The 14,159-nt window shown below is 62.6% G+C and carries 12 protein-coding genes and 3 tRNA genes; 6 read left to right on the forward strand and 9 right to left on the reverse strand.

The features are described 5' to 3' along the window. Window positions 1–45: 45 nt before the first annotated feature. A tRNA-Lys gene (locus tag H618_RS0120685) sits at window positions 46–121 on the forward strand. A gap of 157 nt (window positions 122–278) precedes the next feature. Here the strand turns inward: H618_RS0120685 and H618_RS0120690 are convergent. Next, window positions 279–986, reverse strand: coding sequence for a CatB-related O-acetyltransferase (locus tag H618_RS0120690; RefSeq protein ID WP_050577371.1), 708 nt, complete (start codon window positions 984–986; stop codon window positions 279–281). Between the two features lie 155 nt (window positions 987–1,141). Between H618_RS0120690 and H618_RS0120695 the strand changes: the two genes are divergently transcribed. Continuing rightward, window positions 1,142–1,840, forward strand: coding sequence for a YoaK family protein (locus H618_RS0120695; RefSeq protein ID WP_028696875.1), 699 nt, complete (start codon window positions 1,142–1,144; stop codon window positions 1,838–1,840). Between the two features lie 763 nt (window positions 1,841–2,603). Here H618_RS0120695 and H618_RS23305 read toward each other — a convergent pair. Continuing rightward, window positions 2,604–2,726, reverse strand: a complete 123-nt coding sequence (locus H618_RS23305; RefSeq protein ID WP_281169486.1) for a hypothetical protein — start codon at window positions 2,724–2,726, stop codon at window positions 2,604–2,606. Between the two features lie 152 nt (window positions 2,727–2,878). Between H618_RS23305 and H618_RS0120710 the strand changes: the two genes are divergently transcribed. Continuing rightward, on the forward strand, window positions 2,879–4,753 hold the full coding sequence (locus H618_RS0120710; RefSeq protein WP_028696876.1) for an MFS transporter: 1,875 nt from the start codon (window positions 2,879–2,881) through the stop codon (window positions 4,751–4,753). A gap of 21 nt (window positions 4,754–4,774) precedes the next feature. On the opposite strand, the gene sugE is transcribed toward H618_RS0120710, so the two are convergent. The 3 genes from sugE to rdgC all read right to left on the reverse strand — a co-directional run bounded on the left by sugE (window position 4,775) and on the right by rdgC (window position 7,209). Then, entirely contained in the window at window positions 4,775–5,092 is a 318-nt protein-coding gene (gene sugE, locus H618_RS0120715) for a quaternary ammonium compound efflux SMR transporter SugE (protein WP_028696877.1), read from the reverse strand. Window positions 5,093–5,218: 126 nt separating this feature from the next. Next, window positions 5,219–6,181 (reverse strand): bile acid:sodium symporter family protein, encoded by a 963-nt coding sequence (locus H618_RS0120720; RefSeq protein WP_028696878.1) that lies wholly within the window; start codon window positions 6,179–6,181, stop codon window positions 5,219–5,221. 107 nt (window positions 6,182–6,288) lie between these two features. Continuing rightward, on the reverse strand, window positions 6,289–7,209 hold the full coding sequence (gene rdgC / locus H618_RS0120725) for a recombination-associated protein RdgC (RefSeq protein WP_028696879.1): 921 nt from the start codon (window positions 7,207–7,209) through the stop codon (window positions 6,289–6,291). Window positions 7,210–7,417: 208 nt separating this feature from the next. Between rdgC and H618_RS0120730 the strand changes: the two genes are divergently transcribed. The 3 genes from H618_RS0120730 (at window position 7,418) to H618_RS0120740 (ending at window position 9,587) form a co-directional block, all read left to right on the forward strand. Then, window positions 7,418–7,493, forward strand: a tRNA-Val gene (locus H618_RS0120730). A gap of 65 nt (window positions 7,494–7,558) precedes the next feature. After that, window positions 7,559–7,635 (forward strand) — tRNA-Asp (locus H618_RS0120735). Window positions 7,636–7,874: 239 nt separating this feature from the next. Next, the gene (locus H618_RS0120740; RefSeq protein ID WP_028696880.1) at window positions 7,875–9,587 is read left to right on the forward strand and encodes a molecular chaperone HscC; all 1,713 of its coding nucleotides are present in this window, start codon (window positions 7,875–7,877) and stop codon (window positions 9,585–9,587) included. On the opposite strand, the gene H618_RS0120745 is transcribed toward H618_RS0120740, so the two are convergent. From H618_RS0120745 to H618_RS0120760, 4 genes are all read right to left on the reverse strand, one after another. Next, window positions 9,581–12,256: a DUF805 domain-containing protein gene (locus H618_RS0120745; protein ID WP_028696881.1), complete on the reverse strand. Its 2,676-nt coding sequence runs from the start codon at window positions 12,254–12,256 to the stop codon at window positions 9,581–9,583. The genes H618_RS0120740 and H618_RS0120745 overlap by 7 nt on opposite strands. After that, window positions 12,253–12,945 carry a DUF1266 domain-containing protein gene (locus H618_RS0120750; protein ID WP_028696882.1) on the reverse strand — a complete coding sequence of 231 codons (693 nt, stop codon included), beginning with the start codon at window positions 12,943–12,945 and terminating at the stop codon, window positions 12,253–12,255. The genes H618_RS0120745 and H618_RS0120750 overlap by 4 nt, the downstream gene beginning before the upstream one ends. Window positions 12,946–13,069: 124 nt before the next feature. Beyond that, window positions 13,070–13,861 (reverse strand): type I methionyl aminopeptidase, encoded by a 792-nt coding sequence (map, locus tag H618_RS0120755; RefSeq protein ID WP_028696883.1) that lies wholly within the window; start codon window positions 13,859–13,861, stop codon window positions 13,070–13,072. Beyond that, window positions 13,858–14,061, reverse strand: a complete 204-nt coding sequence (locus H618_RS0120760) for a ParD-like family protein (protein ID WP_028696884.1) — start codon at window positions 14,059–14,061, stop codon at window positions 13,858–13,860. The genes map and H618_RS0120760 overlap by 4 nt, the downstream gene beginning before the upstream one ends. Window positions 14,062–14,159: the final 98 nt, after the last annotated feature.

A 14,159-nucleotide genomic window follows, 5' to 3' on the forward strand; every position in this document is an offset into this window, starting at 1 on the left:
GTATTGATTTAGCTCTGAAATTCTATATTATACGCGCCATCCAACGGGTCGTTAGCTCAGTTGGTAGAGCAGTTGGCTTTTAACCAATTGGTCGTAGGTTCGAATCCTACACGACCCACCATATCTGCAACGGCTGACGGAATGCGTTCAACGCTGAAGCATCCCGCAAGCCTGTGAAACGGCAGTCAATGTCGCTTCTCTGCACAGAAAGCCCGCCTTGATGGCGGGCTTTTTTTGTGCCCGCCGTTTTGACCGTAATCGATACGAAGCGGCCTACGTCAGAGGACGTCGACCTTGTGCCGATCCAGACGCAGTGCGCGATATGTCGCCTTGGGTAATAGCGGCTGCGCCTTCAGTCTCTCGAGAAACTGCTCGGGGTGCGCGCCATCCAGGGTCGTCAGCATGGCGCTTTGCAGCGTCCACCACTCGCTGGCAAGCAGCCGCTCGATCAACTCGGGCGAGTGGCGAAACCTGATGACCCTTGCAGGATTGCCGGCAACGATGGCATACGGCGGCACGTCTTTGGTTACCACTGCTCGGGTCGCGACGATTGCGCCGGTGGCGACGTTGACCCCAGCGAGAATGGTCGCGCCTTCACCGATCCACACATCATGGCCAATGGTGCACGGGACTTCTTCAGGCCTGTACGCCTGCGCCTGCACCCCTTCGTACTGGAAGGGGTGGGTGCTGACCCAGTCAGTGGGGTGGGTGTGTTTTTCCTGGCCGATCACACAGTCGCTGCCGATGGAGCAGAAACGTCCAATGGATGAAACGACGTCCAGGCGGCAGCGACTGCGAATGTAGGTATGGGCCCCGATGGTCAGATGCTCGGCGCGGATACGCACATGCCCAAGCTCGACGAAAGCTTCGAGGGTGGCGCTAGCCTGGCCTTTGAATGCGCCAGGCCCGGCCGCCAGTTTGCCGCCGTGAGCGCGGATGGCGCGCTGGTAGCGACGCTGTTTGAATGACTGCAGCAGTTTGATCATGAGTAGGCCCTGGAGCGGTGGTATCGTCGCTTCGCTAAGGGGCCTTATCATGTGCAAATATCTGCGTTCGTCTGTAGGAAAGCTCTGTAGCTGCTTCGCCGGTGCTGCTCGGCACGGCGCAGGCTTTTCGTTCGTCTTGCCCTCGGACCTGACCCATGCTCCCCGATAGACTGCACCCCACAACCTCACCGCGCGCCCGCCTTCGCCGAATCAACGGCCGTGTCGGCCTGGGCCTGGTGGCGGCGTTGTCGTTTCTTGCCGGGATGACCGATGCCGTGGGTTTTCTCGCCACCGGCGATTTTGTGTCGTTCATGAGTGGCAACACCACACGTCTGGCCGTGGCGGTCAGCGTCGGCGACGCGACGGCGCTGGCGCGTCTGGCGTTGGCAATCGTCTGCTTCGTGGTCGGCAATGCGCTGGGCGTCATGCTGGCGCGCAGCCTGCGTCGGCGCGCAGCACCGTTGCTGCTGCTGATCACGGCCATGCTGGCCATCGCAGCGCTGCCTGGAATGTGGACGGCACTGGCGTTGGCGCTGGCGATCATCGCCATGGGCATGCTCAATGCAGTGGTCGAACAAGTGAACGGCCTGCCGATTGGCCTGACCTACGTGACCGGTGCGCTGTCACGCTTCGGTCGTGGCCTGGGGCGCTGGCTGATGGGCGAGCGGCGCAGCGGCTGGCGCGTCCAGTTGGTGCCGTGGGCCGGCATGCTGTTGGGCGCAGTGCTTGGCGCCTGGTTGCAGGCGCGGCTGGGTATCGCTGCGTTGGCCGGGTGCGCCGGGCTGACTCTGGTGCTGGCCTGCGTGACGCTGTTCATTCCGCGGGCCTGGCAGCGCGGTTACATGCCGCGTTAGGGGGGCTGGTTATCACGCCCCTGTACTTCGGTGCCTCTGAAGTTACACATGCACTTGGATTTTGCCACCGTGCCCGCAACGGGCGATGCGCCGTAAGCGCTGAGTTCGAAGAGAATGTAAGCGCAGCGGCTCCACGGAAAGTATATGCCGATGCCGTGGACATGGATAAACCGCTCATCGCCCTAGATAAAATGCCTGCGAACCTGCTTTTTAAACGATGATGATTTAGCTGCATTGTGGTCGATTGGATGAATAAAATCGTCAAATTCTGATTTCAGTGAAAGCTCGTGAGAACCCGTTATGAAATCAATTTCCTTACAGTCCCTACATGATGCCGAAATCGTAAGGGTAGACTCGGCGGCCGCTCCGGAGCGCTTGGAAATATGCGTTAGAGATTATGAAGGCACGTTCATCATACTTGCGTTTGAGCATTGCCGAGGCTATCGGGTAAATGATTTTATCGGTCAGAACGTTATATCTCGAGTGCTCGTATTTGACGATGCGGCGGGCACAGACGCCTCGATAGGGGAAATCCTCGAGTGGCTAACCAGTCTGACTGACTCCACCTCTTATTTGAGCGATGCTCGGTGCACGGAGCTGATTCGTTTGGTTCGCGCTGGAGACTTGAGGTTGTTTTATTTTGAGCCGAGTTGGGGAGCGGAAATAGCGATATTGTGCGAAGACTTCAAAATGTCAGTGCTTTCTGAGGCTGAGCTTTCCAGCTAGGTACTCTTCGGCCAAGTCAGCCTAGGCCGCCCGGGCTTTACTGCTCCATGATTCGGCCATGCAGGCACCACATCCAGGAGAGCAGCGATCCATAGCCTGGCGGAGTGCCGTCGTCGGTTACCGGGCTGACCCTGATGCTGGCGTGCGCGACGCTGTTCATCGCGCACGCCTTGCAGTGCGGATGTATCCAGAATCAGGTAAGCGCAGCGTACCGATATGCCTGAGCCGCTTGCCAGGCCGGCGCGATGCATGCAGATTTGACCCTTTCTCAATGACGGGCCCTGCTGCATCAGGCCCTTAGGACCCTGCACGATGAGTCAGTCTTCGCAGTTCAGCCTGCTCGGCACCCGGCGTTTTCTGCCGTTCTTCATTACCCAGTCGCTGGGTGCGTTCAACGACAACCTGTTCAAGCAGTCGCTGATCCTGGCGATTCTCTACAAGATCAGCCTGGAGGGCGACCGCTCGATCTGGGTCAACCTCTGCGCGCTGCTGTTCATTCTGCCGTTCTTCCTGTTCTCGGCGCTGGCCGGGCAGTTCGGCGAGAAGTTCGCCAAGGACAAGCTGATTCGTGTGATCAAGCTGGCGGAAATCGTCATCATGGCCATCGGTGCCACCGGCTTCGTCACCAGTCACCTGGAGCTGATGCTGTTGGCGTTGTTCGCTATGGGCACGCATTCGGCGCTGTTCGGCCCGGTGAAGTATTCGATTTTGCCGCAGACGTTGCGCGACGAAGAGCTGGTCGGCGGCAACGGGCTGGTGGAAATGGGCACCTTCCTGGCGATTCTGGCCGGCACCATTGGCGCCGGGATCATGATGTCGTCGGGCAGCTATGCCGTGGCCGTGGCGATCGGGGTGGTCGGCACTGCCGTGCTGGGTTACCTGGCCAGCCGCTGGATCCCCCATGCGGCGGCGGCTGCGCCGCAGATGAAACTGGACTGGAACATCTTCAAGCAATCGTGGCTGACCCTGCGTCTGGGGCTGGGGCAGACCCCTGCAGTGTCGCGCTCGATCGTCGGCAACTCCTGGTTCTGGTTCGTCGGCGCTATCTACCTGACGCAGATTCCGGCCTACGCCAAGGACTGGCTGCACGGTGATGAAACCGTAGTGACGCTGGTGCTGACCCTGTTCTCGGTGGGTATTGCCCTGGGCTCGCTGCTGTGCGAACGGCTCAGCGGACGCAAGGTCGAGATCGGCCTGGTGCCGTTCGGCTCGTTCGGCCTGACCCTGTTCGGCTTGCTGTGGTGGTGGCATTCGGGCGATGTGCCGAACACCGAGGTGCCGTACGACTGGCTGGCGCTGCTGGGCCTGAGCAAGGCCTGGTGGATCATGCTGTCGATCGTCGGTCTGGGCGTGTTTGGCGGTTTCTACATCGTGCCGCTGTATGCGTTGATTCAGGCACGCACGCCGGTCGAGCAACGGGCGCGGGTGATCGCTGCCAACAACATCCTCAACGCGCTGTTCATGGTGGCCTCGGCGCAGGTCACCATCGCTCTGTTGAGCCTGGCCGATTTGAGCATCCCGCAGCTGTTCCTGGTAGTGTCGCTGCTCAACATCGCAGTCAACGCCTACATCTTCCGCATCGTGCCCGAGTTCACCATGCGCTTTCTCATCTGGCTGCTCAGCCACTCGATGTATCGCGTCGAGCACCGTGATCTGGAGCGCATTCCGGATGAAGGGGCGGCGCTACTGGTGTGCAATCACGTGTCGTTCGTCGACGCGCTGTTGCTCAGCGGTGCGATCCGTCGACCGATCCGTTTCGTCATGTACTACAAGATCTATCGCATTCCGCTGCTCAACTTCGTCTTCCGCACGGCCGGGGCGATTCCGATTGCCGGGCGTGGCGAAGACGCGGCCACCTACGAGCAGGCCTTCGCGCGGATCGCCCAGTGCCTGCAGCAGGGCGAGCTGGTGTGCATCTTCCCCGAGGGCAAGCTGACCGGTGATGGCGAGATCGATGTGTTCAAAAGTGGCGTGAAGCGCATCCTGCGGGAAACCCCGGTGCCGGTGATTCCGCTGGCGCTGCAAGGCCTGTGGGGGAGTTTCTTCAGCCGTGACCCGAACAAGGGCGTGTTTCGCCGGTTGTGGTCGCGGGTGACGGTGGTGGCTGGCGCCGCCATCGAGGTGGAGGCGGCGCAGCCTGAGCTGTTGCGTGAGCGGGTCAGCGCCTTGCGCGGCGACCGCCGTTGAAACCAGGTGAAGGCCTGAAGGTCAGCTGGCGCTGACCTTCAGGCCAATCAACCCGGCCACGATCAGCGCGACGCTGACCAGGCGAATCACCGCCATCGACTCACCGAACAGAATGATGCCGGCGATCACCGTACCGACCGCACCGACGCCAGTCCATACGGCATAGGCCGTGCCCAGTGGCAGTTCCTTCACCGCCATGCCCAACAGGCCGATGCTGATGACCATGGCGCCGATGGTCAGCGCCGTGGGCAACGGCCGGGTGAAGCCGTCGGTGTACTTCAGGCCGACCGCCCAGCCAATTTCGAACAGGCCCGCGCACAACAGAATGAACCAGGACATAAAACACCTCCATCGATAAGCCAATGATGGGGCCGTCCCCGGATGATCACGCAGTGCGTCGTGAGGTCGTCCTCAACTGTGGTTGCCTATCCTGCCGATGCTCGGCGGCGACGGCAACCCCTGCCTTCACTCCGCGCGCGGTTGTGCCTGCGCAGTGTCAGCCGGATCTTCGAGCTTGCGGAACCAAGTCGAGAGCAGCGCGCCGGAAATGTTGTGCCATACGCTGAACAACGCGCTGGGCACTGCCGCCAATGGCGAGAAATGTGCCGCTGCCAGCGCTGCGCCGAGCCCTGAGTTCTGCATGCCCACTTCCAGCGCCAGCGACTTGCGTTGGGCCAGCGGCAGCTTGCACAGCTTGCCGGTGAGGTAGCCGAGGAGGAAACCGAAGCCGTTGTGCAGCACCACCACCGCCATGATCAGCAGGCCGGATTCGGCGATCTTGGCCTGGCTGGCCGCCACCACCGCGCAGACGATCAGCACGATGCTCACCACCGACACCAGTGGCAGCACCTGCACCGCCGCCTGAACCTTGCTGCCCAGCAGGCGCTGCGCCAGCACACCGAGCACGATGGGCAGCATCACCAACTGCAGGATCGACCAGAACATGTCCATGAACGAGACCGGCAGCCAGGCCGAGGCGAGCATCCAGATCAGCGCCGGGGTCAGCAGCGGTGCGAGCAGTGTGGTGACCCCGGCGATGGCAACGGCCAACGCCAGATCGCCCTTGGACAGCCAGACCATCACGTTCGACGAGGTGCCGCTCGGGCAGCAGCCGACCAGAATCACCCCAACGGCGATTTCCGGCGGCAGGTGAAACACCTGGCACAGCAGCCAGGCCATGCCCGGCATGATCACGAAGTGCGCGACCACACCCAGCATCACCCGCCAGGGCTGGCGGGCGAGGGCGGCGAAATCGTCGAGCTTGAGGGTCAGGCCCATGCCGAACATCACCAGCCCCAGCAGCGGCACGATGGCCACCTTCAGGCCGACGAACCATTGCGGTTGCAGGAACGCCAGGCAGGCGAACAGCAGCACCCACAGGGCGAAAGTATTGCCGACGAAGCGGCTCAGAGCAGCCAGTGCACGCATGGCGGATTCCTTGTTGTTATGGGGCGGGGCGCCTTGTCGCGGCGCTTGCGCAGTCGGGGCAGGGCGGGCCAGGCGCAGAACGCTGGCCCGCAGCCTTCAAGGCCGGGTCAGACGCCTTGCGGAATGTCTTCGCCGCCCAGGGCTTCGAACAGGGCCGGGAGGAACTCGGTGAAGGTCATCATCATCAGCTGGAAGCTGGCATCGAACTGCTGAGCCGCTTCTTCGCCGCCGTTCTGTTCAGCCTCCTCTTGCAGCAGCTCTTCGAACTTCAGGCGTTTGATGACGGTTTTGTCGTCGAGCACGAACGACAGTTTGTCCTGCCAGCCCAGTGCCAGTTGCGTGACCACCTTGCCGGTGCTCAGGTGCAGCTGGATTTCTTCGCTGGCCAGGTCCTGGCGCTTGCAGCGCACGGTGCCGCCGTCTTCATGGGTGTCGCGCAGTTCGCATTCATCCTGGATATGGAAGTCGGCGACCGGCTGTTGCGACTTGACCCACTCGGTGAGGGTGGCGCTTGGGGCGATCTTGACCGTGACCGGGCGTACCGGCAGCGAGCCCATCACTTCACGCAGGGTCGACAGCAGATCTTCGGCACGCTTGGCGCTGGCCGAGTTGACCAGCACCAGGCCCAGGCGCGGGGCGATGGCGGCGAAGATCATCGAGCGGCGAATGAACGCGCGGGGCAGGAAGGCCTGGATGATCTCGTCTTTGATCTGCTCGCGCTCTTTCTTATAGACCTTGCGCATCTGCTCGTTTTCGATCTCTTCGATCTTTTCCTTCACGGCATCGTTGACCACGCTGCTGGGCAGGATGCGTTCTTCCTTGCGCGCAGCGATCAGCAGGAACTCGCCGCTGACGTGGACCAACGGGGCATCTTCGCCCTTGCCGAAGGGCGCGACGAAGCCATAGGTGGTCAGCTCCTGGCTGGCGCAGGGCCGGGCCGGTTTGCTGGCAAGTGCCGCTTCCAGCGTTTCAGGCTCGAATGCAACGTCCTGGGTCAGGCGATAGGTCAGCAGGTTCTTGAACCACATGAGCGGGTGTCTCTCCTTTAATACATAAGCCGGGCATTATTCTCCGAGGGGCGATCTCGCACCAGCCCTGTCACCGAGCCATCAGCGGTAACTGCGCGACATAAATAGGTGCTCCGCTAGGTCATTGAAAAGGATCGAAAATTTTTTTAAAAAAGTGCTTGCCAGGGTAGAGCCTCCTCCGTAGAATGCGCGCCACACCGAGACGAAAGGGTGATTAGCTCAGCCGGGAGAGCATCTGCCTTACAAGCAGAGGGTCGGCGGTTCGATCCCGTCATCACCCACCACTCTCTGAGATGTTCCTGAATCTGCCGTCACCTTCGGGTGGTCGTCAGTAGAGAGGGGCACATGCGCAGCGGTAGTTCAGTCGGTTAGAATACCGGCCTGTCACGCCGGGGGTCGCGGGTTCGAGTCCCGTCCGCTGCGCCATATTGAGCTTCAAGGGCCCACTGAACACCCTTGAAGCAACAGAGAAAGCGACCTTAGGGTCGCTTTTTTTGTGCCCGAAAATTCCCAGCGCTGCAGGGTTTGCTGGCGAAACCGCGCCAACTGTCAGCGCCATCTGTGCGCGATGCCTTCACCTGCTGTTGTCATTGCGTCACAATCGACCGGGTTCGCCGGTCGCGCCCGTCGTCACCGGCCTCTCACCGCAAGCCAGAGACCGACTCATGCAGGATGCCAGTACCCCCGACACACCGACCTCCACGCCCGCCACGCCACTGCTGGGCATCGACCTGGGCACCACCAACAGCCTGATCGCCATCTGGCAGGACGGCAAGGCGCAGTTGATCGCCAACGCCCTGGGCGAGGTGCTGACGCCCTCGGTGGTCAGCGTCGACGATGACGGCAGCATCCTGGTGGGCAAGGCTGCGCGGGCGCGATTGACCACTCACCCCGAGCGCACGGCTGCTGCGTTCAAGCGTTTTATGGGCAGTGACAAGCATTTCCAGCTGGGCGACCAACGCTTCACTCCAGAAGAGCTGTCCGCGCTGGTACTCGGCGCCTTGAAGCAGGACGCCGAGGCGCACCTGGGCTGTAGCGTCAGTGAGGCGGTCATTTCGGTGCCGGCCTATTTCAGCGACGAGCAGCGCAAGCGCACCGTCTTCGCCGCCGAGCTGGCAGGGTTAAAGGTTCAGCGCCTGATCAACGAACCGACCGCCGCGGCCATGGCCTACGGCCTGCACGAGCAGAAGTTCGAGCGCACGCTGGTGTTCGACCTGGGCGGCGGCACCTTCGATGTGACGGTTCTCGAATACGCCCTGCCGTTGATCGAGGTGCATGCTTCCACCGGCGACAACTACCTGGGCGGGGAAGACTTCACCGACGCTTTGCTGAAAGCCTGCCTGCGTGAATGGGGCCTGAGCCTGGAAACTCTGTCGCCGCAGGCGCTGGCCAGCCTGCATGACGCCATCGAGCAGTTCAAATGCCAGGCGGGCGAGGGCAGCCGCGTGCTGCACTGGAACGGCGACGGCCAGGCGCATGAGTGGCAGGTCGACGACAGCACGCTGCAGAGTATCTGGGCGCCGTTGCTGGCGCGGGTGCGCACACCGATCGAGCAAGCCTTGCGCGATGCCCGGCTGAGCCCGCGTGAACTCGACAGCCTGGTGCTGGTGGGCGGTGCCACGCGCATGCCGCAGGTGCAACAACTGGTGGCCAAGTTGTTTGGCAAGCTACCGTACCGCCACCTCGACCCGGATACCATCGTCGCCCTCGGCGCCGCCAGCCAGGCGGCCTGCAGGGCGCGCGACGCGGCCATCGATGAGCTGATCCTCACCGATGTCTGCCCGTACACCTTGGGTGTGGCCTCGCAGCGGGGCGAAGATGCGCCGGGCGCGTTCTCGCCGATCATCGAACGCAACACCATCATTCCCACCTCCAAGGTGCAGCGCTTCTACAGCGCTCATCCCGAGCAGAAGAGCGTTCGCATCGCGGTGTACCAGGGCGAACGACCCTGGGTGCGTGACAACATTCTGGTCGACAGCTTCGATATTCCGTTGCAGCCGACCGGGGAAGTGCAGTCGCTGGACGTGCGCTTCAGTTACGACATCAACGGCCTGCTGGAGGTGGACGTCACCTTCATCGAAACCGGCCTCAAGCACAGCCACAGCATCGACCGCAGCCCCACCGGCCTAGACTCCGAAGCGCGTCAGGCCAGTCATGAGCGTTTGTCGGGGCTGAAAATCCACCCGCGCGATACCTTGCCCAACCGCACCTTGCTGGCGCGCCTGGAGCGCGCCTGGATGCAGGCGCTGGGTGATGAGCGGGAGTTGATCGGCAGTTGGCTGGATACCTTCAACGGGGTGCTGGCCGGGCAGCAAAGCAGCGAGATCACTCGCCAGCGCCAGGCCCTGAGCCAGGCGCTGGACGAACTGCGCTACTGACCGTTGAGCCGGCGCAGGGCGGCTTGCAGGCCGTCCTTCAACGGCTCGGGGTCGCCCGGCGGCGGGCCGTACTGGTTCGGCAGTCTGTCGCCAGGAATCGCCATGACCACTAGCGCCAGGAAAGGTAACAGACGGCTGAGCGCCAGTACCCCAAGCATCGCCCACACGCCCTGGCCAAGGTCGCGCATCCTGCGCAGCAAGGCGCTGATCAGCAGCAATACGATCAGCACTCTGCCGGCATCACCGAGCATTACCGGTATGCCAAGCTCAGGGACAAAGCCCGGTGCCAAGGCGCCGACGATGACCGCCGCAAGGCTCAACGCATAGCCTTTGCGATCGAGCCGACTGCGCAGCTTCCACGCCTGCCAGGCTGGCACCGCAGGTTGTTGCGCGCAGTTGCGCAGCATGCGCTCCGACCAGCTCAGAATCGCCATCAGCGCACAGCGCATACCGGGGTTCTGATGCTCGTCGTCCTTGGCTTTCTGCAACGCACGTAACATGCGTGTCGAAGGCGGCTTGCCGTGGTTGATCAAATGATCGAGCGCTTCCAGAGTCTGTTTCAATAGTTGGGCACTGACGCCCACTGCAGCGATATCCTGAGCCTTCGGCGCTTTCGGCTTGCCGTCGATCAGACTCTGGCGGAACCCGTCGAACCAGGCGCCGAGCATGTAGACCCCTTGCATCCGATCGCGCAGCTTGCCGCGCTGCTCGCTGTCCAGCGACAGATCGTGCATCAGCACCGCGCACAACAGCACATAGCCCAAGGGGTAATCATTGATCAGCACGGTGTCCTGTTGCAGGCAGGCGTAAAGCTGCGCAGTGCTGGGCAGGCGCGCCAGCTCCAGGGCGTTGCCGAAATGCAGCAGACGCCCAGCGACCATTTCCTGAACCGGATCGTTGTGATCGAGCCATTGCAGCAGGCCGCCCTCGGCGTGGGCCTGGGCGCTGATCAGTTGTTGGTGCAGGCCATGGAACGGGTGTTCGGGCGGGTAGTGGAGCTGCTGCGAGACCTGCGCCGAGACCAGTTCCATCCAGCGCGCTGGCTGATCGAGCATGGCCAGCATGAACAACTGCTGGCGGTGCCAGTCCCATAGCGCTTCGCCGCTGGGCATCGGTGGCAGGACGATGTCGCGCTCAGCCAATTGCCCCTGCAAGGCCATGGCGAAGGGCACGGTGAACATCTGGCGCATCTGGAACTGGCGGTTCAGGCCAAGCAGTGCAGGTGCCGAATAGACGCGCATGCGCCGCAGCCATTCACGGCAGGCGGGGTGCACTTCGAGGGTCAGCAGGCTGCCTGGCAGATCGAGGCTGGCGTCGTCGCGGTCGCTGTACTCGGTCAGGGTCGCGGCGACCTCTGACTGATACAGCCAGTGCAATTGCTGATTGGCCTGACGCTGGAAGCCTTCGAGGATCAGTGCATCCAGTACGTCATCGGTCGGCGTGGCGCTGATGATCTGTTGCAGCAGCCCGGCTTCGCCACGCTGCAAGGCCCAGGCCTGCCAGTAGCGGCGTTGCAGCAGGGCGTCGTCCTGGTCCTCGAGCAGCCAGGCAAGCAGCGGCAGTTCATCGTCGCCGTCCAGACGCCAGTCGATGAAGGTCGCGGCAATACCACCCAGACCTTCGCGGGAGGCTTCCGACCAGCGCGCCAGCGTCTGCGGGTTCTGCGCCGGAATGCCCAGCAGCGGGTCGGTCAGTTCGGTCGGCCAGGTGTCGGGCAATACTTGCTGATCGAGCGACTGGATCAGCAACGGCAGCCATTGCGGCTGATGGCGTGCACAGTATTCGAGCAGCCAACGCTCGGCCTGGGGGTAGTCATGTTCACGCAGCAGGCGCAGGTTGCATGTGAGCGCCTGCGCCTGGTCGCCGAGCAGTTCGGCCTGGCGGCCGACCAGGTAAAGCAGGTCCGGATCGTCCGGACTGGCCTCCAGCTCTGCCTGCCAGTGCGCATGCACCGACGGGCTGGCGATACCGGCCATGCTCAGTTGCATGTACAGGCGTTCGATCAGGGACGGGTCGTTGGGCATCGCTACGCAGGTGTGTTGTTCGACGAACTGCTCGAACTCGAACAGCGGCCGGCTCTGGAAGATGAATTCCAGACTGCGGAAATACCACAGTGCCTCCATCTGCAACATAGGCGGCCAGTCGCGCATCAGTGCGGTGTCGAACGGGTCGGGTGTTTGCAGGCGTTGCAGCAGGGCTTCGGTTTCCTGCGGATTTTCCATGCGCAGCAACTGATCGGCCCAGCCCAGGCGGGTGGCCAGCAGGCCCACGCAGCGGTGCGAGATCGGCCCGCAGTCGCGCAGGCCGGCGAGTATCTGCCAGCTGACGTCGTCCAGTTGCTCCAGGGGCAGTTCGTCTAGCTGGTCGATCAGCTGCTGCCAGGCCTGTGGGTCGAAGCGCAGGCTCGGCTCTTCGAGCAGGTGATGGAAGGCTTGCAGGGTCGGATGCAACGCCTCGCCAGTAGGGCTTGCATCGTCGACCGGTGCATCCGTATTAAACGCCTCGTGCTCGCGGGCCAGGCGCAGGGCCTCTTCGTAGGCACTGCGCAGCGCCTGGAAACCCTCCGGATCGGTCTCGGGGTGGTGCGACGGCAGCTGCGTGCGATAGGCCAGGCGAATGGCGTCGAGGTCTTGAGTGGGTTCCAGACCCAGGCGAATCCAGCAACTCATGACCAGCAATCCTCTTCCAGGGAACTAGGGCGGTACGGCTCGGGCAGGGGCATGTCCCAAGGGATGTCAGCCAGCAGTTGCTGAGCACTCAGGCGCAGATTGAGCGCGATGCAGCGGTTCCAGTGCTCATTGCCCTGGCGCTGCAACTCGGCCGCCAGTTGCTCGTCGGGACAGTCGGAAGCATTCCACAGCGCCTTGCCGAACAGGTAACCGGCGATGTAGGCGTCCCAGTGGTTGTAGTAATGCCGCGCACGCAAGGCCAGGCGGTAGTGCAGCCACAGGCTTTCTTCGTAGGTGATCCAGGCTTTCTTCACGCCATTGCGCAGCAGAAAGCTCATGCGCCCCAGATCCCAGGCGCGGGTGCCACCGGGTCCGCATTCGGGAAAGGTGCGCGCGGCGTACTGATACTTGACGCGCTCGCGCAGCGGCAATTCGGCCAGGCGCCGTTGCCATTGCTGCGGCAGGCAGCGTTGGAACTGCCAGTAGGCATCGGCCAGTTCCAGGGCGTGGCCGTTGTCGGCCATGCTGAGGATATCGAGCAGTTGGGCGCGGTTGCTGATGCCCCACCAGCGCTCCAGGTCGGTCTTGTCTTCGCCTTCGTGGTAGTCGGGGGCGGTCAGGCTGGCACCGTTGAGGGCGGCCATGGGGGCGGACAGCAGGTGCAGCCAGTGCTGCGCGGATTCGTCCATGAGCGGGCTCCAGGCGAGGCTAAAACATAAGGCAACGGAAAACAGGGATGGCGCCAGGCCAGCAAGGCCATGGCACCTCGGTCAGACCGTCGCAGGCCGACTTGGTGCCGTGGCCGCGTGGGTTTCAACCGGTGATGGGCAGCACGTCACGTTCTTCTTCGCGCCAGGTCAGCACCTCGAAGCCGCTGTCGGTCACGGCCACGGTGTGTTCCCACTGCGCTGAAAGTGCGCCATCACGGGTGACCACTGTCCAGCCGTCACGCAGGGTGCGCGTGCCGCGCTTGCCCTGGTTGATCATCGGCTCGATGGTGAACACCATGCCCGGTTTCAGGCGCATGCCCATGCCAGGCTGGCCGTAGTGCAGCACCTGCGGGGCTTCGTGCATCTGTTTGCCGATACCGTGCCCGCAATATTCACGCACCACGCTGTAGCCTGCAGCTTCGGCATGGCTCTGGATGGCATGGCCGATGTCCCCCAGGGTGGCGCCGGGGCGCACCTGTTCGATGCCTTTGCGCAGGGCCTGGTAAGTGGTGTCGACCAGACGCCGCGCCTCGCTGCCGATCTTGCCGATGCAGTACATCTTCGACGAATCGGCGATGTAGCCGCCTTGCTCGAGGGTGATGTCGACATTGATGATCGAGCCTTCGAGCAGCACTTCATCGAGCTTGGGCATGCCATGGCAGACCACGTTGTCCACCGAGGTATTGAGCGCATAGGGAAAGCCATACTGACCCTTGCTCGCCGGTCGTGCCTTGAGCTGCTCGGTGATGAACGCTTCGGCGCGGTCGTTGATTTGCAGGGTGGTGACGCCTGGGCGGATGAAGGTGTCGAGGTCAGCGAAGACGTGCGCCAGCAGGCGCCCGGCGTGGCGCATCAGCGCCAGTTGCGCGGCATCTTTGACGATCACGTTGCTCATTGCAGCAATTCCTTGAGGTTGGCCTGTTCCTCGCGCAGCAACTGGCGCAGCAGTTGCTGGTAGGTGCAGTCGGGGTGCAGCTCGGCCAGCATGCCCAAGCGAATCCAATGTTCGGCCTGGGCGTTGATCGAGCGTGACAGGGCGGTGCTTGCCACGCGCAGGTCCTGGTGCAGCGCGTCGCAGATCTTGACGATGCCCATCGAAGTGCTCTCCCGGTATATGAAACGTATGCGAAGCATATAGCCTGGGATGCCTGACACGCCACTGCCGGTTGACTGGCGGCCGTTCCCATGAAGAA

The organism is Pseudomonas cremoricolorata DSM 17059 = NBRC 16634 (assembly GCF_000425745.1).
Classification (GTDB): Bacteria; Pseudomonadota; Gammaproteobacteria; order Pseudomonadales; family Pseudomonadaceae; genus Aquipseudomonas; species Aquipseudomonas cremoricolorata.

Excerpts from the sequence above, each read along its gene's own strand:
- H618_RS0120690 (WP_050577371.1), bottom strand. The coding sequence starts at position 986 with ATGATCAAACTGCTGCAGTCATTCAAACAGCGTCGCTACCAGCGCGCC.
- H618_RS0120695 (WP_028696875.1), top strand. The coding sequence starts at position 1,142 with ATGCTCCCCGATAGACTGCACCCCACAACCTCACCGCGCGCCCGCCTT.
- H618_RS23305 (WP_281169486.1), bottom strand. The coding sequence starts at position 2,726 with ATGAACAGCGTCGCGCACGCCAGCATCAGGGTCAGCCCGGTAACCGAC.
- H618_RS0120710 (WP_028696876.1), top strand. The coding sequence starts at position 2,879 with ATGAGTCAGTCTTCGCAGTTCAGCCTGCTCGGCACCCGGCGTTTTCTG.
- sugE (WP_028696877.1), bottom strand. The coding sequence starts at position 5,092 with ATGTCCTGGTTCATTCTGTTGTGCGCGGGCCTGTTCGAAATTGGCTGG.
- H618_RS0120720 (WP_028696878.1), bottom strand. The coding sequence starts at position 6,181 with ATGCGTGCACTGGCTGCTCTGAGCCGCTTCGTCGGCAATACTTTCGCC.
- rdgC (WP_028696879.1), bottom strand. The coding sequence starts at position 7,209 with ATGTGGTTCAAGAACCTGCTGACCTATCGCCTGACCCAGGACGTTGCA.
- H618_RS0120740 (WP_028696880.1), top strand. The coding sequence starts at position 7,875 with ATGCAGGATGCCAGTACCCCCGACACACCGACCTCCACGCCCGCCACG.
- H618_RS0120745 (WP_028696881.1), bottom strand. The coding sequence starts at position 12,256 with ATGAGTTGCTGGATTCGCCTGGGTCTGGAACCCACTCAAGACCTCGAC.
- H618_RS0120750 (WP_028696882.1), bottom strand. The coding sequence starts at position 12,945 with ATGGACGAATCCGCGCAGCACTGGCTGCACCTGCTGTCCGCCCCCATG.
- map (WP_028696883.1), bottom strand. The coding sequence starts at position 13,861 with ATGAGCAACGTGATCGTCAAAGATGCCGCGCAACTGGCGCTGATGCGC.
- H618_RS0120760 (WP_028696884.1), bottom strand. The coding sequence starts at position 14,061 with ATGGGCATCGTCAAGATCTGCGACGCGCTGCACCAGGACCTGCGCGTG.